This is a genomic window from Sporosarcina sp. P37, assembly GCF_002109365.1.
Lineage (GTDB): Bacteria > Bacillota > Bacilli > Bacillales_A > Planococcaceae > Sporosarcina.
The window spans coordinates 1580067-1600950 of the sequence record NZ_CP015349.1; the positions used below are offsets into that span (position 1 = coordinate 1580067).

The window sequence follows — 20884 nt, forward strand, 5'->3', positions numbered from 1 at the left end:
TCAGGCGGTATTATTTACCTGTTTTACCTTCTTTACGACGAACGATTTCGCCTTCATAACGGATACCTTTGCCTTTATACGGCTCTGGCGGACGTACTTGACGGATGTTAGAAGCAAGAGCACCAACGTGTTCTTTGTTGTAGCCGCGGACAATAACTTTTGTGTTCGCCGGGACTTCAACTTCTACACCTTCTTCTGGTGTGAATTCAACTGGATGTGAATAACCTACGTTCAATACAAGTTTCTTTCCTTGCATAGAAGCACGGTATCCAACCCCAACCAATTCAAGTGTGCGTTCAAATCCTGCAGATACTCCCACTACCATGTTGTTAAGTACAGAGCGTGTAGTACCGTGGATTGAACGGTGATCTTTTGATTCAGAAGGACGAGTCAATGTAATAACGTTACCTTCCTGATTGATCGTGATATCTTTATCTAATTGTCTCGAAAGTTCACCTTTCGGACCTTTAACAGTTGCGAAGTTGTCTGCTGAAATTGTTACAGTAACGTTTTCAGGAACTTCGATCTGACGATTACCAATACGGGACATTCTATTGCACCTCCATTCAATTGTTGCTAATTACCAAACGTACGCGACGACTTCTCCGCCGACTTGTTTAGCGCGGGCTTCTTTGTCTGTTAATACACCGTTTGATGTAGAAACTAGTGCAACTCCTAAGCCGTTAAGCACTTTAGGAACTTCATTTGATTTCGCATACACACGAAGTCCTGGTTTTGAAATACGTTTCAAGCCATTGATAACGCGTTCGTTATCCTGTCCGTATTTTAGGAAAATGCGGATGATGCCTTGTTTGTTATCTTCCACGTACTCCACATCACGAACGAAACCTTCTCGTTTTAAGATTTCGGCGATTTCTTTCTTTACGTTTGAAGCAGGTACCTCAAGCTTCTCGTGGCGAACCATGTTCGCATTACGGATGCGTGTAAGCATATCTGCAATCGGATCACTCATTGTCATTTGAATTAACCTCCTTCCCTAATTAGGGGTTTACCAGCTGGCTTTTTTGACGCCAGGAAGTTGTCCCTTGTATGCAAGTTCGCGGAAACAAATACGGCAAAGTTTAAATTTGCGGTATACTGAATGTGGACGCCCACAACGTTCGCAGCGTGTATATTCTTGTACTTTGTACTTTGGCGTACGTTTCTGTTTAGCGATCATAGATTTCTTAGCCACGTTTTCGCCTCCCTATTATTTTACTTTTGGAACGGCATGCCACACTGTGCAAGCAACTCACGTGCTTCTTCATCAGTGTTTGCAGTCGTCACGATGACGATGTCCATCCCACGTACTTTTGATACTTTATCGTAGTCAATTTCAGGGAAAATAAGTTGCTCTTTCACACCTAGAGTGTAGTTCCCGCGACCATCGAACGCTTTTTTAGAAACGCCACGGAAGTCACGTACACGTGGTAATGAGATAGAAACTAATTTATCGAGAAACTCGTACATGCGCTCACCGCGAAGCGTTACTTTAGCTCCGATCGGCATACCTTCACGCAAACGGAAACCTGCGATAGATTTTTTCGCTTTTGTAATGACTGGTTTTTGACCTGAAATAGTTGCAAGATCCTCTACAGCTGCATCAAGTGCTTTTGTATTTTGAACTGCATCACCAACACCCATGTTGATAACGATTTTATCTACTTTAGGAACCTGCATAACAGATGTATATTCAAACTTGCTCATTAGAGCAGGTGTGATTTCTTTAGTAAATTTCTCTTTCAAACGACTCATCAGTCGGACCTCCTTTCATGCAATTCTTACTTATCCAGTGCTTCACCGGATTTTTTTGCAATACGTACCTTTTTACCGTCTTCCAATTTGTAACCTACACGAGTCGGCTCGCCTGTTTTAGGATCGATGACCATCACGTTTGAGACATGGATTGTAGCTTCCTGGCTTACAATTCCGCCTTGAGGGTTTTCTTGGTTCGGCTTTGTGTGTTTCTTGACGATATTAATACCTTCAACTAGCACACGGTCTTTCTTTGGATAAGCAGTTAGGATCACACCTGTTTTGCCTTTGTCTTTCCCAGAGATCACCATTACTTTGTCGCCTTTTTTAACGTGCATTCTATCGCACCTCCTTGACTGGCTCTGTCATTAGAATTAAAGAACTTCTGGAGCAAGTGAAATGATCTTCATGAAGTTGTTATCGCGAAGTTCGCGAGCAACCGGTCCGAAAATACGTGTTCCACGTGGTCCTTTATCATCACGGATAATAACGCAAGCATTCTCATCAAATGTAATGTATGAACCGTCTTTACGACGAACTCCACTTTTCGTACGAACGATGACCGCTTTAACAACGTCACCCTTCTTAACAACGCCACCTGGTGTTGCTTTCTTAACCGTTACAACAACTACGTCACCGATATTAGCTACTTTACGACCTGATCCGCCTAGCACTTTAATTGTCAGTACTTCACGTGCACCAGAGTTGTCAGCAACTTTCATTCGACTTTCCTGTTGAATCATCGAGGTTACCTCCTTCCAAAATCTGAGTTAAAAACCTATTAGATGATGACCGCTTTTTCGACGACTTCCAGAAGACGGAAACGCTTAGTTGCTGATAATGGACGAGTTTCCATAATACGAACAACATCGCCGATCTTCGCTTCGTTCAGCTCATCATGGGCCTTGAATTTCTTAGAGTACTTTACACGTTTACCGTATAAAGAATGTTTTTTGTATGTTTCTACCATTACCGTAACGGTTTTATCCATTTTGTCGGAAACGACACGGCCTGTGTATACTTTGCGCTGATTACGCTCAGTCATGGCTGCAACCTCCTTCATCAGTTATTTGCACTGATTTCTCTTTGACGTATTACAGTTTTCATGCGCGCAATCGATTTGCGTACTTCACGGATGCGTGCAGTGTTTTCTAATTGACCTGTCGCTAACTGGAAGCGAAGGTTGAAAAGCTCTTCTTTAAGTGATTTCACTTTTTGCTCGATCTCTGCAGTTGTTAAGTCACGAATTTCTTTAGCTTTCATTAGACTCACCACCAATTTCTTCACGTTTTACAAACTTGCTTGTCACAGGAAGTTTGTGTGATGCGAGTCTAAGCGCCTCACGAGCAACCTCTTCTGAAACACCTGCAATTTCGAACATTACTCTGCCAGGTTTCACAACTGCAACCCAGCCTTCTACAGCTCCTTTACCGGAACCCATCCGGACTTCAAGAGGCTTTTTAGTATATGGTTTGTGCGGGAAAATATTGATCCATACTTTACCGCCACGTTTCATATAACGAGTCATGGCAATACGAGCAGATTCAATCTGACGGTTAGTGATCCAACCTGAGTCTAGAGCTTGAAGACCAAACTCACCAAACTGGACAGTAGCGCCGCCTTTTGTTTCACCACGCATTTTCCCACGGAATACACGACGATGTTTAACACGTTTAGGCATTAACATATTATTTGCCTCCTTCCCCAGAGTTCTTCTTTACTGGAAGGACTTCACCACGATAAATCCATACCTTTACGCCAAGCTTACCATAAGTAGTATCAGCTTCAGCATGTGCATAGTCTATATCTGCACGTAATGTATGAAGAGGGACAGTTCCTTCACTATAGTGTTCAGCACGAGCGATGTCAGCACCGCCAAGACGACCAGACACTTGTGTTTTAATTCCTTTTGCACCAGAGCGAATTGTACGTTGAATCGCTTGTTTCTGAGCGCGGCGGAATGATACACGGCTTTCTAATTGACGAGCGATTGATTCAGCAACAAGTCTTGCATCCAAATCAGCACGTTTGATTTCTACGATATTGATGTGTACACGCTTGCCTGTGATTTCGTTAAGCTGTTTACGAAGTGTTTCAACTTCAGAACCACCTTTACCGATAACCATACCTGGCTTAGCAGTGTGGATTGTAATATTAACACGTTTAGCAGCACGCTCAATTTCAACTTTTGAAACTGATGCATCTACAAGACGCTTTTCGATGTATTCACGGATCTTTAAGTCTTCATGTAGTAAGGACGCATAATCTTTTTCCGCGTACCATTTTGAGTCCCAGTCACGGATGACGCCTACACGCAGTCCATTAGGATGTACTTTTTGGCCCACTAATTACCCCTCCTTCTTTTCAGATACCACTAATGTGATGTGGCTTGTACGTTTGTTGATCGCACTTGCACGACCTTGTGCACGTGGACGGAAACGTTTCATTGTCGGTCCTTCATCTACGAATACTTCGCTGACGATTAAGTTCTCAGTGTTCATTTCGTAGTTGTGTTCAGCATTTGCAATCGCTGATTTCAAAAGTTTTTCTACGACCGGAGATGCCGCTTTAGGCGTAAGTCGTAGGATAGCCATAGCTTCACCTATATTCTTGCCGCGAATAAGATCAACGACCAAACGAACTTTGCGAGAAGCAATACGGACTGTGCGTACAGATGCTTTAGCTTGTTGCATCAGGATAACCTCCTCTCAAATTAGCGTTTTGTTTTCTTATCGTCGGCACCATGGCCTTTATATGTGCGCGTTGGTACGAATTCACCTAGTTTGTGACCTACCATATCTTCTGTTACATAAACAGGAACATGTTTGCGCCCGTCATATACTGCGATCGTCAATCCGATGAAAGTCGGGAAGATTGTTGAACGGCGTGACCATGTTTTAATAACCTGTTTCTTTTCTGAATCTTTTTGTGCATCAACCTTTTTTAATAAGTGGTCATCTGCAAAAGGTCCTTTTTTCAAGCTGCGGCCCATTCTGGAACCTCCTTCCGAGTTTGTACTACGGTCCATCTACTGAACCGCAGTGCAATCACATTATTTTTTACGACGGCGAACGATAAGTTTATCTGATTTATTGTTCTTTGTACGAGTCTTGAATCCAAGGGTTGGTTTACCCCATGGAGTAACAGGACTTGGACGGCCGATTGGCGTACGTCCTTCACCACCACCGTGCGGGTGATCGTTAGGGTTCATTACAGATCCACGAACTGTTGGGCGCTTGCCTAACCAGCGTGAACGACCTGCTTTACCAATGTTGATCAATTCGTGCTGTTCATTACCAACTTGACCGATTGTAGCACGGCAAGTAGCAAGAATCATACGAACTTCTCCTGATTGTAGACGGATGATGACATATTTGCCTTCACGTCCGAGTAATTGAGCTGAAGTTCCTGCTGAACGAACTAACTGTCCGCCTTTGCCCGGCTTCATTTCAATGTTGTGAATTGTAGAACCCATAGGGATGTTCTCTAATGGAAGAGCGTTACCTACGCGGATATCCGCATCTGGTCCTGAAATAATTGTAGCTCCTACTTGTAATCCTTTTGGAGCAAGGATGTATTTCTTTTCTCCATCTGCATAGTTAATCAATGCGATGTTTGCAGAACGGTTTGGATCGTATTCGATCGTAGCAACGCGTCCTGGAATGCCATCTTTCCGACGTTGGAAATCGATGACTCGGTATTGGCGCTTGTGTCCTCCACCATGGTGACGAACTGTCATTCTACCTTGGTTGTTACGTCCGCCTTTACGCTTGACTGGTGCAAGCAATGATTTTTCCGGCTTGTCTGTTGTAATCTCAGCAAAGTCAGAAGAAGTCATGTTACGACGTCCGTTGGAGGTAGCTTTATACTTCTTAATCGCCATTTTGTGTTCCCTCCTTCATTTATTGTGCACTGCTTACATTTCAAAAAGTTCGATGTCTTTGGAGTCAGCTGTTAGTGTAACAATTGCTTTACGGCGCTTGTTTGTATAACCAGCATGTTTCCCCATACGCTTGAACTTACCTTTGTAGTTCATCACGTTTACTTTTTCTACTTTCACACCGAAGATTTCTTCGACAGCTTGTTTAACGTGCGTTTTGTTTGCGCGTGTATCAACTTCGAATGTGAATTTTCTTAAGTCTTCCATTTGTTCAGAAGAACGCTCGGTAATGACCGGACGTTTCAAAATATCACGTGCTTCCATTAACCAAGCACCTCCTCAACTTTTTCTACTGCTGCTTTCGTCATAACGAGCTGATCATGTCCGACTAAGTCTAGAACATTGATGCCGTTTGCTGAAATAACGCTGATTCCTGGAATGTTTCGAGCAGACAATGCTACTGATTCTTCTAGGTCAGCTGTAACAAACAATGCTTTCTTAGTGATTGAAAGATCTTCAAGCACTTTTACAAAGCCTTTTGTTTTTGGTGCGTCAAATGCTAAGTTATCCAGAACGATTAGTTCTTCAGCTGCTACTTTCGTAGAAAGAGCGGATAGAAGTGCTAAACGACGAACTTTCTTAGGCATTTTATAGCTGTAACTACGCGGTGTAGGACCGAATACGATACCGCCTCCGCGCCATTGTGGTGATCTGATTGAACCTTGGCGAGCACGACCTGTACCCTTTTGGCGCCATGGTTTACGACCGCCGCCTGCTACTTCCGCGCGAGATTTAACCTTGTGGTTACCTTGGCGTAAAGAAGCTTGTTGTTGAACGATTGCTTCGAATAATACTGCTTCATTCGGCTCGATTCCGAAAATCGCATCGTTTAGTTCGATGTCGCCGACAGCAGAACCTGTTTGACTTACTACAGATACTTTAGGCATTCCTGTTTCCTCCTTCCTGTTTTACTCAGTTCCCTTTGATAGCACTTCTCACTTGTACAAGTGATTTACGTGCTCCAGGAACATTACCTTTTACAAGCAACAAGTTGCGCTCAGCGTCAACTCGCACAATTTCAACGTTTTGGATCGTTACTGTTTTGCCGCCAGTACGTCCAGGCAGTTTTTTTCCTTTAAATACGCGTTGTCCATCAACAGCTCCAAGTGAACCTGGTGCGCGGTGGAAACGAGACCCGTGAGACATTGGTCCGCGTGAGTAACCATGGCGCTTAATAACACCTTGGAACCCTTTACCTTTTGATACTCCTGTAATATCAACTACATCGCCTTCTGCGAATGTATCGACTTTGACTTCCTGACCAACTTCGTATGCACTAACGTCAGCTCCGCGAACTTCGCGAATGAAGCGCTTAGGTGCCGTGTTAGCTTTTGCCACGTGGCCTTGTTCAGGCTTGTTTGAAAGCTTTTCACGTTTATCATCAAATCCAAGCTGGATTGACTCGTAGCCGTCCGTTTCAACAGTCTTCTTTTGAAGAACAACGTTTGGAGCAGCTTCAATCACTGTCACTGGGATTAGATCGCCGTTTTCAGCAAATACTTGCGTCATTCCGACTTTTCTTCCTAAGATTCCTTTGGTCATTAGTCACACCTCCTGTAATATTGTTTGTTTTATTTTTTAGAGTTTAATTTCGATATCGACGCCTGACGGTAAATCAAGCTTCATAAGTGCATCCACCGTTTGTGGCGTTGGATTCACGATGTCGATTAAACGTTTGTGTGTACGCATTTCAAACTGCTCACGTGAATCTTTGTATACGTGAACTGAACGCAATACCGTGTAAACTGATCTTTCAGTTGGCAACGGAATTGGACCTGAAACGCTGGCTCCAGAACGTTTAGCCGTTTCAACAATCTTCTCAGCTGACTGATCGATCATTCTGTGATCATAAGCTTTCAATCGAATACGAATCTTTTGTTTTGCCATTACTTTCCCTCCCTTTTCGCCTATTTTCTAGACAATTCTCCACGAAAATTTCCCACACACGCGCCATGGCAAAGCGGCCGGGTGTATCGGCAACCTCTCGCTTCATCGCAGTCAAAGACCAACATTCAACATTATACATAATTTAAAAGGATTGTGCAACCCTTTTGGGGAAATTAGTTTTATTTTTAATCCGTTTATTATATTAACAGGTTTGAGTCTTATTTGCACGTATTTACAAACAGCTTTTAATTTTTTCAATCTGCAATACGTTACCCTGCTTCGCCAATCGACTATAAAAAATCTAGTTTCACTCAAAAAAAATCCCGCCACAAGGGCGGGATTCAAAATAATTATTTTGTGATTGTTGCTACAACGCCAGCTCCAACTGTACGTCCACCTTCACGGATTGAGAATTTAGTACCTTCTTCAATCGCGATCGGAGAAATAAGTTCAACTGTCATTTCAACGTTATCTCCAGGCATAACCATTTCTACGCCTTCAGGAAGTTGAATGATGCCAGTTACGTCAGTTGTACGGAAGTAGAACTGTGGGCGGTAGTTTGAGAAGAATGGAGTGTGACGTCCGCCTTCTTCTTTTGATAGAACATAAACTTCAGATTTGAACTGAGTGTGTGGTGTGATTGTTCCCGGCTTAGCAAGAACTTGTCCACGCTCGATATCTTCACGAGCTACACCACGAAGAAGAGCACCAATGTTGTCTCCAGCTTCTGCATAATCAAGAAGCTTACGGAACATTTCTACACCTGTTACAGTAGTAGATTTTGGTTCGTCAGCAAGACCGATGATGTCAACAACATCTCCGACTTTAACTACTCCACGCTCAACACGGCCAGTTGCTACTGTACCGCGGCCTGTAATTGAGAATACGTCCTCAACAGGCATCATGAATGGCTTTTCAGTATCACGAGCTGGTGTTGGGATATAGTCATCTACAGCTTGCATTAGTTCGATGATTTTTTCTTCCCACTCTGGCTCTCCTTCAAGAGCTTTAAGAGCTGATCCGCGGATTACTGGAATGTCATCGCCAGGGAAGTCATACTCAGAAAGAAGTTCACGGATTTCCATTTCTACTAGTTCAAGTAGTTCTTCGTCGTCTACCATGTCACATTTGTTCATGAATACAACTAGGTAAGGAACACCTACTTGACGAGAAAGAAGGATGTGCTCACGTGTTTGTGGCATTGGGCCGTCAGCAGCAGATACTACTAGGATTCCGCCGTCCATTTGTGCAGCACCAGTGATCATGTTCTTAACATAGTCAGCGTGACCTGGGCAGTCAACGTGTGCGTAGTGACGCTTATCTGTTTCGTACTCAACGTGTGAAGTACTGATTGTAATTCCACGCTCTTTTTCTTCAGGTGCGTTATCAACGTCAGCGTATGACTTTGCTTCTCCACCTTGAGCTTTAGACAAAACTGTCGCGATAGCAGCAGTCAAAGTTGTTTTACCATGGTCAACGTGACCAATTGTTCCTACGTTTGCGTGCTCCTTGGAGCGGTCGAATTTTTCTTTACCCATTTTAGAGGTCCTCCCTTAATTGAAAAAAATTAGTTTTTTGTTTTTATAGTATGGAAGCCGAAAGCGTCCTCCCGACTATCCACATCTTACAATTATTTGTTATAGGAAACAAGGATGAGCTTTATTATTCACCTTTGTTTTTCTTGATAACTTCTTCAGCAATAGACTTAGGAACTTCCTCATAGTGATCGAACACCATGGAGAATACTCCGCGGCCTTGAGTGTTTGAACGTAGAGATGTTGCATATCCGAACATTTCAGCCAGCGGCACCATTGCACGGACTACCTGTGCGTTACCGCGTGCTTCCATACCTTCTACACGGCCACGGCGTGATGTAATATCACCCATGATATCGCCCATGTATTCTTCCGGAATGATAACTTCTACTCTCATTGTCGGTTCAAGAATTACTGGATTACATTTTGATGCAGCATTTTTCAGAGCCATTGACGCAGCAACCTTAAACGCCATTTCGTTGGAGTCAACGTCATGGTAAGATCCGTCAAAGAGACGTGCTTTAACATCAATTAATGGATAACCAGCCAAAATACCGTTATCTAATGAATCGCGAAGTCCTGCTTCAACTGCCGGGATGTATTCACGCGGAACAGAACCACCGACAATATTATTAACGAACTCGAATCCTTTTCCTTCTTCGTTTGGACCAAATTCGATCCATACGTGACCAAACTGTCCGCGTCCGCCTGATTGGCGTACGAACTTACCTTCGACTTCAGCTGACTGACGGAATGTCTCGCGGTAAGAAACTTGTGGCGCGCCCACGTTTGCTTCCACTTTGAATTCACGACGCAGACGGTCGACGATAATATCCAAGTGAAGTTCACCCATACCCGCGATGATTACTTCGCCTGTCTCTTGATCTGTATGCGCACGGAATGTCGGATCCTCTTCTTGTAACTTACCAAGAGCCTGACCCATTTTATCCTGGTCCGCTTTTGTTTTAGGTTCGATTGCTACAGAGATAACCGGCTCTGGGAATACCATTGATTCAAGAATGATCAATGCCTTCTCATCACAAAGTGTGTCACCAGTTGTCGTATCTTTCAAACCAACAGCGGCAGCGATTTCACCCGCATGCACTTCAGAAATCTCTTCACGGCTGTTTGCGTGCATTTGCAGGATACGTCCTACGCGCTCGCGCTTGCCTTTAGTAGAGTTTGTTACATAAGAACCTGCTTGAAGAACACCTGAGTAAATTCGGAAGAATGTAAGCTTACCTACATAAGGATCCGTCATAACTTTAAATGCAAGTGCTGAGAATGGAGCTTCATCAGTAGACGGACGCTCTTCCTCTTCTTCTGTATTCGGGTTGAAGCCCATCATTGGCGGTACATCAAGTGGTGATGGAAGGTAATCTACTACTGCATCCAACACTAGCTGGACACCTTTGTTTTTGAAAGCAGTACCGCATACAACCGGATAGAATTCTACTGCTAGTGTCGCTTTACGAATAGCTGTTTTGATTTCTTCGATTGAAAGTTCCTCACCGCCGAGATACTTTTCCATAAGATCTTCATCAAAGTCTACAATAGCTTCGATTAGCTTCTCACGGTATTCATTCGCCTGTTCAAGATACTCAGCAGGAATTTCTTCCACTGTTGTATCTGTTCCCAGATCGTTTGGATACATTGTTGCCTTCATTTCGATTAAGTCAATAATTCCGGAGAATGTATCTTCAGAACCGATCGGCAATTGGATTGGATGTGCGTTCGCTTGCAGGCGTTCACGCAGTGTTCCTACTGAATAAAGGAAGTCGGCACCCGTTTTATCCATTTTGTTTACGAATACAAGACGTGGTACTTTGTAGTTTGTCGCCTGGCGCCAAACTGTTTCTGTTTGTGGTTCAACACCTGATTGAGCATCAAGTACCGCTACAGCACCATCCAATACGCGCAATGAACGTTCAACCTCAACAGTGAAGTCTACGTGTCCTGGTGTATCGATGATATTTACGCGGTGACCTTTCCAAGCTGCTGTTGTAGCAGCTGAAGTGATCGTGATTCCACGTTCTTGTTCTTGCTCCATCCAGTCCATTTGTGAAGCACCTTCGTGCGTTTCACCAAGTTTGTGGATTTTACCTGTGTAAAAAAGGATCCGCTCAGTTGTCGTTGTTTTACCAGCGTCAATGTGAGCCATGATACCAATGTTACGAGTATTCTCTAAGGAGAACTCTCTAGCCATTTTGTAATCTCCTTCCGTTTCGGATTACTGCTGTTGTTTAACCGGCATTACCAACGATAGTGAGCGAATGCTCTGTTGGCTTCAGCCATTTTATGCATTTCTTCACGGCGTTTAACAGAAGCACCTGTGTTGTTTGATGCATCAAGAATTTCGTTCGCAAGACGTTCTTCCATTGTTTTCTCTCCACGTGTACGTGAATAGTTGACAAGGTAACGAAGACCTAGTGTTGTACGGCGTTCAGGACGCACTTCAACCGGCACTTGATAGTTCGCTCCACCAACACGGCGCGCACGCACTTCAAGAACTGGCATTACATTATTTAGAGCTGCTTCAAATACTTCAATCGGCTCTTGTCCAGAACGTTCTTTGATAATCTCGAACGCTCCATAAAGAATCTTTTGGGAAGTACCTTTTTTACCGTCTACCATCATTTTGTTGATAAGGCGGCTTACAAGCTTGGAATTATAAATCGGATCAGGCAATACATCGCGTTTTGCAACAGGACCTTTACGAGGCATAATTAGTTCCTCCTTTCAATATCGTTAGTTTATATTACTTCTTTTCTTTAGGCTTTTTAGCACCATACTGTGAACGGCTTTGCATACGGCCAGTAACTCCAGCTGTATCAAGCGCTCCACGTACGATATGGTAACGAACACCCGGTAAGTCTTTTACACGTCCTCCGCGGATCAGTACCACACTGTGCTCTTGCAAGTTATGGCCTTCACCTGGAATATACGCGTTTACTTCCAATGTATTAGTTAAACGAACACGAGCATACTTACGAAGCGCCGAGTTCGGTTTCTTAGGAGTCATAGTACCAACACGTGTACAAACACCTCTTTTTTGTGGTGAGTTCACGTTTGTCATTGACTTTTTAAAGCTGTTATAGCTTTTTCCTAGAGCCGGTGATTTAGAATTCTCCGACTTCGATTTACGAGGCTTACGGACTAATTGGTTAATTGTAGGCATCAGGTTGTTCCTCCTTCCGAACTTTTTGTAATACCACACACCCAGGTGGTTCATTTTTAAGTAAAAACAAAGTTCTTGTGCGTGCACACACAAAAACGGGTGACAGTAACTCCAGGGATCTCTGCTTACTGTTATTTTATAATGATGATTGCATCTCGCCTAACACTTAAACAAAAGAATGGTTGTTCTTTCTGATAAGTAACGGCCAACAACTATCAACCTTTTGTATATTATCATCTGCGCAATAACTTGTCAACAAATTTGAGAAAATAAACGGGAGCTCAGTCCCGTTTATTTTTATTCTGCTGTAATTGTTTCTTCTTCTAATTCTTCATGCTGCATTTTAATCTGGCGGTATCTCTGCATTCCAGTACCTGCAGGGACCAATTTCCCGATAATGACGTTTTCTTTCAGACCCAGCAACTCATCTGTTTTACCTTTGATGGCCGCATCTGTAAGAACTCTCGTTGTTTCCTGGAATGAAGCTGCTGATAAGAATGATTCAGTTTCAAGGGATGCTTTTGTAATACCGAGAATCACCGGACGTGAAGTTGCCGGTACTTTACCTGCCAGCAACACTTTTCCATTCGCTTCAGAGAACTGATGGATATCCAGTAAAGAACCTGGCAGAAGATCTGTATCTCCTGCTTCAATGACACGGACTTTACGCAACATTTGACGAACCATTACCTCAACGTGCTTATCGCCAATTTCTACCCCTTGCATACGGTAGACTTTTTGAACTTCTTTCAACAGATACTCCTGTACCGTTGAAACGTCTTTGACTACGATTAATTCTTTCGGGTCGATAGAACCTTCTGTAATACTTTCACCGCGTTCAATTACATCGCCTTCTTCAACTTTCAGGCGCGCATTGTACGGCGCGAGGTATTTCCGTGTTTCTACTTCGCCTTCAATCGTAATTTCTTTTTGCCCTTCTCGGATTTCATCAATTTCGACGACAGTACCCGTAATTTCAGAGATGACCGCCTGCCCTTTCGGATTACGCGATTCGAAAATCTCCTGGATACGCGGAAGACCCTGTGTAATATCGTCTCCGGCTACTCCGCCTGTATGGAATGTACGCATCGTCAACTGTGTTCCCGGCTCACCGATGGATTGAGCAGCAATGATTCCCACCGCTTCTCCAACTTCCACCGCTTCACCTGTCGCAAGGTTGATTCCGTAACATTTTTTACATACGCCGTGCTTTGTATTACATGTGAACGCAGAACGGATCGTCACTTCTTCAATACCTGCTGAAATTACTGCATTTGCAATATCTGCAGTAATTAAGCCGTTCTTTTCAAGAATCACTTCACCCGTTTCCGGATGTTTGATGGTCTTCTTCGTATGGCGGCCTTCGATACGCTCAAACAATGTTTCAATCATTTCGTTTCCTTCTGTCAATGCAGTGATTGCCAGACCTCTGTCTGTTCCGCAATCATCTTCACGGACAATAACGTCTTGCGCCACGTCTACGAGGCGGCGAGTCAGATAACCTGAATCGGCAGTCTTCAGTGCTGTATCGGCAAGACCTTTACGCGCACCGTGTGTAGAAATAAAGTACTCGAGTACAGTCAGACCTTCACGGAAAGAAGATTTGATCGGAAGTTCGATAATCCGCCCAGCCGGGTTGGCCATCAGTCCGCGCATACCTGCAAGCTGCGTAAAGTTCGATGCGTTACCACGGGCTCCTGAGTCACTCATCATAAATATCGGGTTTTCAATATCTAATGAATCCATCAGCTTATCCTGAATAACATCTTTCGCATGGCTCCAATAGGAGATGACCCGGTCATAACGCTCTTCTTCGGTAATCAGACCTCGTCGGAACTGCTGAGTGACCTTATCCACTTTCTCCTGTGCATCATGAAGGATTTCCGCTTTATTCGGCAAGACCACAATGTCGGAAATACCGATCGTGATGCCCGCACGAGTGGAATATTTAAATCCAAGATTTTTCATTCTGTCCAGCATTCTGGATGTTTCCGTAATGTGGAAGCGGCGGAAGATTTCCGCGATGATTTCCCCAAGGATTGCTTTCTTAAACGGTGTAATCAGTTCTGCTTGCTCTAAGTGTTCTTTTACATTCACTGTTCCATCGATGAAATACTTCGCAGGTGTTTCCACTTGCAAGTTATGATTCGTCGGTTCGTTGATGTAAGGGAACGACTCCGGCAGAATTTCATTGAAAATAATTTTACCGACTGTCGTTAACAACAGCTGGCGGTTTTGTTCTTCCGTAAACGTCGGGTTATTAAGACTGCCGGCTTGAATCGCAATGCGGGAGTGTAAATGAACATGTCCTGTCTGATACGCAATTAGCGCTTCATTCGGATCACTGAACACAGAACCTTCTCCAGCTGCGTTTTTACGCTCGACTGTCAGGTAGTAGTTTCCAAGAACCATATCCTGTGAAGGAGTAACAACTGGCTTTCCGTCTTTCGGGTTCAAAATGTTTTGAGCAGCCAGCATCAGCAAACGCGCTTCAGCCTGCGCTTCAGCAGAAAGAGGAACGTGAACAGCCATTTGGTCACCGTCGAAGTCAGCGTTATAAGCTGTACATACGAGCGGGTGCAGCGTGATTGCGCGTCCTTCAACCAGCATTGGTTCAAACGCCTGGATTCCAAGACGGTGAAGAGTCGGTGCACGGTTAAGCAGTACCGGATGCTCCTTGATAACGTCTTCTAAAACATCCCATACTTCAGAATGCAGACGTTCAATTTTACGTTTTGCACTCTTAATATTATGCGCCAGGTTACGCTCCACCAATTCTTTCATGACGAACGGCTTAAACAGCTCGATTGCCATTTCCTTCGGCAGACCGCACTGATACATTTTCAAACTCGGTCCAACTACGATAACCGAACGGCCAGAGTAGTCTACACGTTTACCGAGTAAGTTTTGACGGAAACGGCCTTGCTTCCCTTTCAGCATATGAGAAAGAGATTTTAATGGACGGTTACCAGGACCGGTAACCGGTCGTCCGCGGCGGCCGTTGTCTACAAGCGCATCTACTGCTTCTTGAAGCATACGTTTCTCGTTTTGCACGATAATTCCAGGTGCACCAAGATCCAGCAGACGCTTCAGACGGTTGTTCCGGTTAATGACCCGGCGGTACAGATCATTTAAGTCGGATGTCGCAAATCGTCCGCCGTCAAGCTGAACCATAGGGCGCAATTCAGGCGGGATGACAGGAAGCACTTCCAGCACCATCCACTCCGGACGGTTTCCAGAGTTACGGAATGATTCCACAACTTCCAGACGGCGGATAGCGCGTGTACGGCGCTGACCCTGTACGGTTTTCAGCTCTTCTTTCAATGAATCTGTTTCTTTATCCAAGTCAATCGCGCGAAGCAGTTGCTCAATTGCTTCCGCTCCCATTGCAGCCTGGAACTTAGAACCGTACTTTTCACGGTAGAGGCGGTACTCTTTTTCAGAAAGCAGCTGCTTCCGCTCAAGCGGTGTATCTGCCGGTTCGACTACCACGTAGGATGCGAAGTAAATAATCTCTTCCAGCGCACGCGGTGTCATGTCGAGAATTAATCCCATCCGGCTAGGAATGCCTTTGAAATACCAAATATGTGTGACAGGTGCTGCAAGCTCAATGTGGCCCATTCGTTCACGGCGCACTTTTTGACGCGTTACTTCTACACCGCATCGATCACAGACGACGCCTTTGTAACGAACCCGCTTATACTTGCCGCAGTGACACTCCCAGTCCTTCGTCGGACCAAATATTCTTTCACAGAACAATCCGTCTTTCTCCGGTTTTAATGTACGGTAGTTGATAGTTTCAGGTTTTTTTACTTCTCCATATGACCAAGAACGAATCTTGTCCGGTGAAGCCAGGCCAATTTTCATATACTCAAAATTATTAACATCGATCAAGGAGCCAACCTCCCTTTAGTCTAATCGCCGTAATGGCTTATCAGGCAACTTAACTTGTAGTAGTGCATTCATGTAAGATGTTCTTCTTACTGAATAGAATAGAAGAGGGTGCTCGAAGCCCTCTTCTATTCAGTTTTGTTTGTTTTATTTATATTTCAGATCGGCCGGGGCTAAACGGCGCTTTTCGCTTTAGCCGTCATCCAGCTGCAAGCGCCAGCCCCTCGGGTCGTTTCAGACTGACTTCAAAAGGAAAAAACCGCCTTTCGCTGCCAGTCTTCCAACGCCTGCCGGGGCTAAACGGCGCTTTTCGCTTTAGCCGATCGGCTGATCTTCTTTCATCAGGTTCAGTGCGTCAGTAGGCTGCAGATCTTCTTCATCGTCCAGATCGCGAAGTTCGATTTCTTCCAGGTCTTCCGTAAGCATTTTTACGTCTAACCCAAGACTTTGAAGTTCTTTGATCAATACTTTAAATGATTCCGGCACACCCGGCTGTGGAACGCTGTCACCTTTGACGATCGCTTCGTATGTTTTCACACGGCCCACGACGTCATCGGATTTGACTGTTAAGATTTCCTGCAATGTATAAGCGGCACCGTATGCTTCCAATGCCCATACTTCCATTTCCCCGAAACGCTGTCCGCCGAACTGGGCTTTACCGCCGAGTGGCTGCTGTGTAACGAGTGAGTATGGTCCAGTAGAACGTGCGTGCAGTTTATCATCTACCATGTGCGCAAGTTTAATCAGGTACATGACACCAACTGATACTCGGTTATCAAATGGTTCACCAGAACGGCCATCATACAGTACCGTTTTACCGTCGCGGTTCATTCCCGCTTCTTCCATAGTAGACCAGACATCTTCTTCATTCGCTCCGTCAAATACCGGTGAGGCCATATGCAGACCCAGGCTGCGCGCTGCCATCCCAAGGTGCATTTCAAGAACCTGTCCGATGTTCATACGTGATGGAACACCCAGCGGATTCAACATGACATCGATTGGCGTACCATCCGGAAGGTACGGCATTTCCGATTCAGGCAAGATTCGGGAGATAACACCCTTGTTACCGTGGCGCCCTGCCATTTTATCCCCTACAGAGATTTTACGCTTTTGCACGATATACACGCGAACCAGCTGGTTAACTCCTGGAGACAGCTCGTCGCCATCTTCACGGTTGAAGACTTTAACGTCCAGAACGATTCCGCCTGCCCCGTGAGGAACACGAAGCGAAGTATCGCGGACTTCACGTGCTTTTTCTCCGAAGATCGCATGCAATAGACGTTCTTCTGCAGTTAATTCTGTAACTCCCTTAGGCGTTACTTTTCCGACCAGGATATCACCATCGCGAACTTCTGCACCGATACGGATAATTCCTCTGTCGTCCAAGTTGCGAAGCGCATCTTCTCCGACGTTTGGAATATCACGTGTAATCTCTTCCGGCCCGAGTTTCGTATCACGGGCTTCTGATTCATATTCTTCAATATGGACAGATGTGAAGACGTCGTCTTTTACGAGACGCTCACTCATGATAATCGCATCCTCGTAGTTATAACCGTCCCATGTCATGAAGGCAGTCAGAACGTTGCGTCCAAGCGCAAGTTCTCCCTGTTCCATTGACGGGCCGTCCGCAAGAATATCATTCGGCTTCACACGGTCACCGACTTTTACGATTGGACGCTGGTTATAGCAAGTCCCTTGGTTTGACCGGATGAATTTAGATAAACGATAAATTGCAAGGTCGCCCTTGACTTCTTTACCGCCCACTTCTTCGATACGGCGAACGCGGACTTCTTTTGCTTCTACATGTTCAACGATGCCGTGGACCTTGGAAACAACTGCCGCTCCTGAGTCACGCGCAGAAATGTGTTCCATGCCAGTTCCGACAAACGGTGCTTCAGGATTCAGCAACGGAACCGCTTGACGTTGCATGTTCGCTCCCATCAATGCACGGTTGGAGTCATCGTTTTCCAGGAACGGAATACATGCAGTCGCTGCTGATACAACTTGCTTAGGAGAAACGTCCATATAATCCATTTGTTCACGGCGGAATACCGTGTTATCCCCTTGGAAACGTCCTACTACCCCTTCATTGGTAAAGGATCCGTCTTCATTCAGCAATGCGTTTGCCTGTGCCACTACGTAGTTATCCTCAATATCTGCAGTCAGATAATCGATTTGTTCAGTGACGCGGCCCGTTTCCGGATCCACTTTACGATAAGGCGTTTCAATGAAGCCGAATCGGTTCACTTTCGCAAACGTAGACAATGAGTTGATCAGTCCAATGTTTGGACCCTCCGGTGTTTCAATCGGACACATACGGCCGTAGTGGGAGTAGTGAACGTCACGAACTTCCATTCCCGCACGCTCACGAGTCAAACCACCAGGCCCCAGTGCAGACAGACGGCGCTTGTGCGTCAATTCGGCCAACGGATTTGTTTGGTCCATGAACTGAGAAAGCTGCGAACTGCCGAAGAACTCTTTAATCGATGCAATAACCGGACGGATATTGATCAATTGCTGCGGCACAATGGATTGCGTGTCATTGATCGACATTCTTTCTTTAACGACACGCTCCATACGGGAAAGACCGATACGGAATTGGTTTTGAAGCAATTCACCAACAGAGCGCAAACGGCGATTTCCAAGATGGTCAATGTCATCTGTATGACCTACACCGTGTAATAAGTTAAAGAAATAACTGATAGAAGCTACAATATCTGATGGGGTAATATGTTTAACAGACTCGTCTACTTCAGCATTCGAAATGACATTGAGCACTTGCTTCTCTTCACTTTTCGGCGCATAAATCTTCAGCGTCTGGATAACCATTGGCTCATCCAGTACAGACCCTACATGTTCAATCGACTCCGTGTTGATGCCCTGAGATAAAAACGGCAATAATTTATCTAAAGTGCGGCGATCAATCAGCTGATCCTTTTCCACCAGAATCTCTCCTGTTTCAGGATCGACCAGTGTTTCGGCAGCCGTCTGATTGAACAGACGATTTTGCAAATGAAGTTTCTTGTTCATTTTATAACGTCCAACATTCGCTAAGTCATAGCGTTTTGGATCGAAGAAACGTGAATATAAAAGACTTCTCGCGCTATCAAGTGTCGGTGGTTCACCCGGACGAAGACGCTCATAGATTTCAAGCATTGCCTTTTCCGAAGTTTCGGTATTATCTTTTTCTAATGAATTCCGCAAATATTCATTATCACCGATTAAATCGATGATTTCTTGATCAGTAGAGAAGCCTAATGCACGCAATAAAACAGTGATTGGCAATTTACGAGTACGGTCGATACGGACATGTACTACATCTTTCGCATCTGTTTCATACTCAAGCCATGCTCCACGGTTCGGAATAACGGTAGCACCAAAGCCACGTTTACCGTTTTTGTCCGTCTTATCATTGTAGTAAACACTCGGCGAACGAACGAGCTGTGAAACAATAACACGCTCCGCTCCATTGATAATGAATGTTCCGTTTTCTGTCATGAGCGGGAAATCTCCCATGAAAACGTCTTGTTCCTTCACATCGCCTGTTTCTTGATTATGAAGACGTACTTTTACACGAAGTGGTGCGGCATAAGTCACATCGCGCTCTTTTGATTCGTCTACTGGATATTTCGGTTCACCCAGTTTATAATCGATAAATTCCAAGGATAAGTTGCCTGTGAAATCCTGGATAGGAGAAATATCCCGGAACATTTCACGTAATCCTTCTTCCAAGAACCACTCGTACGACGCCGTTTGAATTTCAATCAAATTCGGCAGATCGAGCACTTCGTTGATTCGCGCGAAACTTCTACGCTGACGATGTTGACCATACTGAACTAAATGACCTGTCAACTCATTCACCCCTCATTAAGACAATATTAGTTTTTGCAAAATCAGAAATTCAGCTGTGACTTCGAAAAAACAAAAAGAAAACGAGTTCCGACAAGAGCTCATTTTCGATTCCACAATCTTTACTCAAACATTAATATGCCATTTCCTCTTCTAATTCACGCAAAAGGGCATACGGCTGCAATATAAATATTTATGCATTTAATAATGCTACTACAACCCGATGTTCCTGTCAATCTTTTTTGGCCCGCAAAATAAAGTAGCCTTTTTTCTTGGCGACCGTTTCTACATTACCAAACAACTTCTTCAGGTATTCCATCGTAGAAGGAGCACCTTGTTTCTTTTGAATAACTACCCATAACTCCCCGCCCGGCGCAAGTTTTTCGTACGCCCCTTTATAAAACGAAAAGACTGTCTGCTTTCCCGCTCGTATAGGCGGATTCGTTATGATCGCAGCAAAACCCTCTTGCTCCACGCTGTCCACGCCGCTGCTTTCGTAAATCCGTACATTACGGATGCCGTTATGCTGCGCATTTTTCTCAGAAAGAGATAACGCCCGCTCGTTAACGTCTACCATGTGGACCGTTCTATCTGAAAAATCCATCGCGATTGATAGCGCGATAGGGCCATAACCGCAGCCAATTTCCAAGAAGTCTCCCCCAATGGACGGTTCTTTAAACGTTTCAGCAAGCAATTTTGATCCTTCATCTATACTGCCTTTACTAAATACACCCGCATCCGTCGTAAACGAAAGAACCCTGTTTCGTATTTCCGCCTTCCATTGCTTCGGCGCGCTTGAAACTTGAGGATTTTTAGAGTAATAATGCTCTCCCACATAGACACCTCCTG

The 20884-nt window shown here is 44.6% G+C and carries 24 protein-coding genes; all 24 read right to left on the bottom strand.

Going from position 1 to position 20884, the window contains the following annotated elements:
* Positions 1-10: 10 nt before the first annotated feature.
* Entirely contained in the window at positions 11-550 is a 540-nt protein-coding gene (rplF, locus tag SporoP37_RS08255; protein WP_085430715.1) for a 50S ribosomal protein L6, read from the bottom strand.
* Between the two features lie 30 nt (positions 551-580).
* Complete coding sequence (rpsH, locus tag SporoP37_RS08260) at positions 581-979, bottom strand: 30S ribosomal protein S8 (protein WP_029053265.1); 399 nt, start codon at positions 977-979, stop codon at positions 581-583.
* 30 nt (positions 980-1009) lie between these two features.
* Entirely contained in the window at positions 1010-1195 is a 186-nt protein-coding gene (locus SporoP37_RS08265) for a type Z 30S ribosomal protein S14 (RefSeq protein ID WP_008298870.1), read from the bottom strand.
* A 20-nt stretch (positions 1196-1215) separates the two neighbouring features.
* The gene (gene rplE / locus SporoP37_RS08270) at positions 1216-1755 is read right to left on the bottom strand and encodes a 50S ribosomal protein L5 (RefSeq protein ID WP_081243201.1); all 540 of its coding nucleotides are present in this window, start codon (positions 1753-1755) and stop codon (positions 1216-1218) included.
* 26 nt (positions 1756-1781) lie between these two features.
* Positions 1782-2093 (bottom strand): 50S ribosomal protein L24, encoded by a 312-nt coding sequence (rplX, locus tag SporoP37_RS08275; RefSeq protein WP_081243202.1) that lies wholly within the window; start codon positions 2091-2093, stop codon positions 1782-1784.
* A gap of 36 nt (positions 2094-2129) precedes the next feature.
* Positions 2130-2498 carry a 50S ribosomal protein L14 gene (gene rplN / locus SporoP37_RS08280; RefSeq protein WP_081243203.1) on the bottom strand — a complete coding sequence of 123 codons (369 nt, stop codon included), beginning with the start codon at positions 2496-2498 and terminating at the stop codon, positions 2130-2132.
* 38 nt (positions 2499-2536) lie between these two features.
* Positions 2537-2800, bottom strand: coding sequence for a 30S ribosomal protein S17 (rpsQ, locus tag SporoP37_RS08285; RefSeq protein WP_081243204.1), 264 nt, complete (start codon positions 2798-2800; stop codon positions 2537-2539).
* Positions 2801-2817: 17 nt separating this feature from the next.
* Positions 2818-3018, bottom strand: coding sequence for a 50S ribosomal protein L29 (gene rpmC / locus SporoP37_RS08290; protein WP_009499049.1), 201 nt, complete (start codon positions 3016-3018; stop codon positions 2818-2820).
* Entirely contained in the window at positions 3008-3442 is a 435-nt protein-coding gene (gene rplP / locus SporoP37_RS08295; RefSeq protein ID WP_081243205.1) for a 50S ribosomal protein L16, read from the bottom strand. The genes rpmC and rplP overlap by 11 nt, the downstream gene beginning before the upstream one ends.
* Before the next feature lies 1 nt (position 3443).
* Positions 3444-4100, bottom strand: coding sequence for a 30S ribosomal protein S3 (gene rpsC, locus SporoP37_RS08300; RefSeq protein ID WP_081243206.1), 657 nt, complete (start codon positions 4098-4100; stop codon positions 3444-3446).
* 3 nt (positions 4101-4103) lie between these two features.
* Complete coding sequence (gene rplV / locus SporoP37_RS08305; RefSeq protein WP_081243207.1) at positions 4104-4448, bottom strand: 50S ribosomal protein L22; 345 nt, start codon at positions 4446-4448, stop codon at positions 4104-4106.
* A 20-nt stretch (positions 4449-4468) separates the two neighbouring features.
* A complete protein-coding gene (gene rpsS / locus SporoP37_RS08310) occupies positions 4469-4747 on the bottom strand; it encodes a 30S ribosomal protein S19 (RefSeq protein ID WP_081243208.1) in 279 nt (92 codons plus the stop codon).
* Between the two features lie 60 nt (positions 4748-4807).
* On the bottom strand, positions 4808-5638 hold the full coding sequence (gene rplB, locus SporoP37_RS08315) for a 50S ribosomal protein L2 (protein ID WP_085430716.1): 831 nt from the start codon (positions 5636-5638) through the stop codon (positions 4808-4810).
* Positions 5639-5671: 33 nt separating this feature from the next.
* Positions 5672-5959, bottom strand: a complete 288-nt coding sequence (rplW, locus tag SporoP37_RS08320; RefSeq protein ID WP_081243210.1) for a 50S ribosomal protein L23 — start codon at positions 5957-5959, stop codon at positions 5672-5674.
* Complete coding sequence (gene rplD, locus SporoP37_RS08325; RefSeq protein WP_081243211.1) at positions 5959-6582, bottom strand: 50S ribosomal protein L4; 624 nt, start codon at positions 6580-6582, stop codon at positions 5959-5961. The genes rplW and rplD overlap by 1 nt, the downstream gene beginning before the upstream one ends.
* 25 nt (positions 6583-6607) lie before the next feature.
* Entirely contained in the window at positions 6608-7237 is a 630-nt protein-coding gene (gene rplC, locus SporoP37_RS08330) for a 50S ribosomal protein L3 (protein ID WP_081243212.1), read from the bottom strand.
* A gap of 36 nt (positions 7238-7273) precedes the next feature.
* Positions 7274-7582, bottom strand: a complete 309-nt coding sequence (gene rpsJ, locus SporoP37_RS08335) for a 30S ribosomal protein S10 (RefSeq protein ID WP_029053278.1) — start codon at positions 7580-7582, stop codon at positions 7274-7276.
* 350 nt (positions 7583-7932) lie between these two features.
* On the bottom strand, positions 7933-9120 hold the full coding sequence (tuf, locus tag SporoP37_RS08345) for an elongation factor Tu (RefSeq protein WP_081243213.1): 1188 nt from the start codon (positions 9118-9120) through the stop codon (positions 7933-7935).
* A gap of 124 nt (positions 9121-9244) precedes the next feature.
* Positions 9245-11323 carry an elongation factor G gene (gene fusA / locus SporoP37_RS08350; protein WP_081243214.1) on the bottom strand — a complete coding sequence of 693 codons (2079 nt, stop codon included), beginning with the start codon at positions 11321-11323 and terminating at the stop codon, positions 9245-9247.
* Between the two features lie 47 nt (positions 11324-11370).
* Positions 11371-11841, bottom strand: a complete 471-nt coding sequence (rpsG, locus tag SporoP37_RS08355) for a 30S ribosomal protein S7 (protein WP_081243215.1) — start codon at positions 11839-11841, stop codon at positions 11371-11373.
* A 34-nt stretch (positions 11842-11875) separates the two neighbouring features.
* Positions 11876-12295 carry a 30S ribosomal protein S12 gene (gene rpsL, locus SporoP37_RS08360; protein WP_081243216.1) on the bottom strand — a complete coding sequence of 140 codons (420 nt, stop codon included), beginning with the start codon at positions 12293-12295 and terminating at the stop codon, positions 11876-11878.
* Between the two features lie 297 nt (positions 12296-12592).
* Positions 12593-16189: a DNA-directed RNA polymerase subunit beta' gene (gene rpoC, locus SporoP37_RS08365; protein WP_081243217.1), complete on the bottom strand. Its 3597-nt coding sequence runs from the start codon at positions 16187-16189 to the stop codon at positions 12593-12595.
* A gap of 312 nt (positions 16190-16501) precedes the next feature.
* The gene (gene rpoB / locus SporoP37_RS08370; RefSeq protein ID WP_196796895.1) at positions 16502-20047 is read right to left on the bottom strand and encodes a DNA-directed RNA polymerase subunit beta; all 3546 of its coding nucleotides are present in this window, start codon (positions 20045-20047) and stop codon (positions 16502-16504) included.
* Positions 20048-20267: 220 nt separating this feature from the next.
* Positions 20268-20870: a class I SAM-dependent methyltransferase gene (locus tag SporoP37_RS08375; protein ID WP_085430717.1), complete on the bottom strand. Its 603-nt coding sequence runs from the start codon at positions 20868-20870 to the stop codon at positions 20268-20270.
* Between the last annotated feature and the right edge of the window lie 14 nt (positions 20871-20884).

Bases quoted from the DNA above. Each gene is read 5' to 3' on its own strand.
- rplF (WP_085430715.1), bottom strand. From the start codon at position 550: ATGTCCCGTATTGGTAATCGTCAGATCGAAGTTCCTGAAAACGTTACT.
- rpsH (WP_029053265.1), bottom strand. From the start codon at position 979: ATGACAATGAGTGATCCGATTGCAGATATGCTTACACGCATCCGTAAT.
- rplE (WP_081243201.1), bottom strand. From the start codon at position 1,755: ATGAGTCGTTTGAAAGAGAAATTTACTAAAGAAATCACACCTGCTCTA.
- rplX (WP_081243202.1), bottom strand. From the start codon at position 2,093: ATGCACGTTAAAAAAGGCGACAAAGTAATGGTGATCTCTGGGAAAGAC.
- rplN (WP_081243203.1), bottom strand. From the start codon at position 2,498: ATGATTCAACAGGAAAGTCGAATGAAAGTTGCTGACAACTCTGGTGCA.
- rpsQ (WP_081243204.1), bottom strand. From the start codon at position 2,800: ATGACTGAGCGTAATCAGCGCAAAGTATACACAGGCCGTGTCGTTTCC.
- rpmC (WP_009499049.1), bottom strand. From the start codon at position 3,018: ATGAAAGCTAAAGAAATTCGTGACTTAACAACTGCAGAGATCGAGCAA.
- rplP (WP_081243205.1), bottom strand. From the start codon at position 3,442: ATGTTAATGCCTAAACGTGTTAAACATCGTCGTGTATTCCGTGGGAAA.
- rplV (WP_081243207.1), bottom strand. From the start codon at position 4,448: ATGCAACAAGCTAAAGCATCTGTACGCACAGTCCGTATTGCTTCTCGC.
- rpsS (WP_081243208.1), bottom strand. From the start codon at position 4,747: ATGGGCCGCAGCTTGAAAAAAGGACCTTTTGCAGATGACCACTTATTA.
- rplB (WP_085430716.1), bottom strand. From the start codon at position 5,638: ATGGCGATTAAGAAGTATAAAGCTACCTCCAACGGACGTCGTAACATG.
- rplW (WP_081243210.1), bottom strand. From the start codon at position 5,959: ATGGAAGCACGTGATATTTTGAAACGTCCGGTCATTACCGAGCGTTCT.
- rplD (WP_081243211.1), bottom strand. From the start codon at position 6,582: ATGCCTAAAGTATCTGTAGTAAGTCAAACAGGTTCTGCTGTCGGCGAC.
- rplC (WP_081243212.1), bottom strand. From the start codon at position 7,237: ATGACCAAAGGAATCTTAGGAAGAAAAGTCGGAATGACGCAAGTATTT.
- rpsJ (WP_029053278.1), bottom strand. From the start codon at position 7,582: ATGGCAAAACAAAAGATTCGTATTCGATTGAAAGCTTATGATCACAGA.
- tuf (WP_081243213.1), bottom strand. From the start codon at position 9,120: ATGGGTAAAGAAAAATTCGACCGCTCCAAGGAGCACGCAAACGTAGGA.
- fusA (WP_081243214.1), bottom strand. From the start codon at position 11,323: ATGGCTAGAGAGTTCTCCTTAGAGAATACTCGTAACATTGGTATCATG.
- rpsG (WP_081243215.1), bottom strand. From the start codon at position 11,841: ATGCCTCGTAAAGGTCCTGTTGCAAAACGCGATGTATTGCCTGATCCG.
- rpsL (WP_081243216.1), bottom strand. From the start codon at position 12,295: ATGCCTACAATTAACCAATTAGTCCGTAAGCCTCGTAAATCGAAGTCG.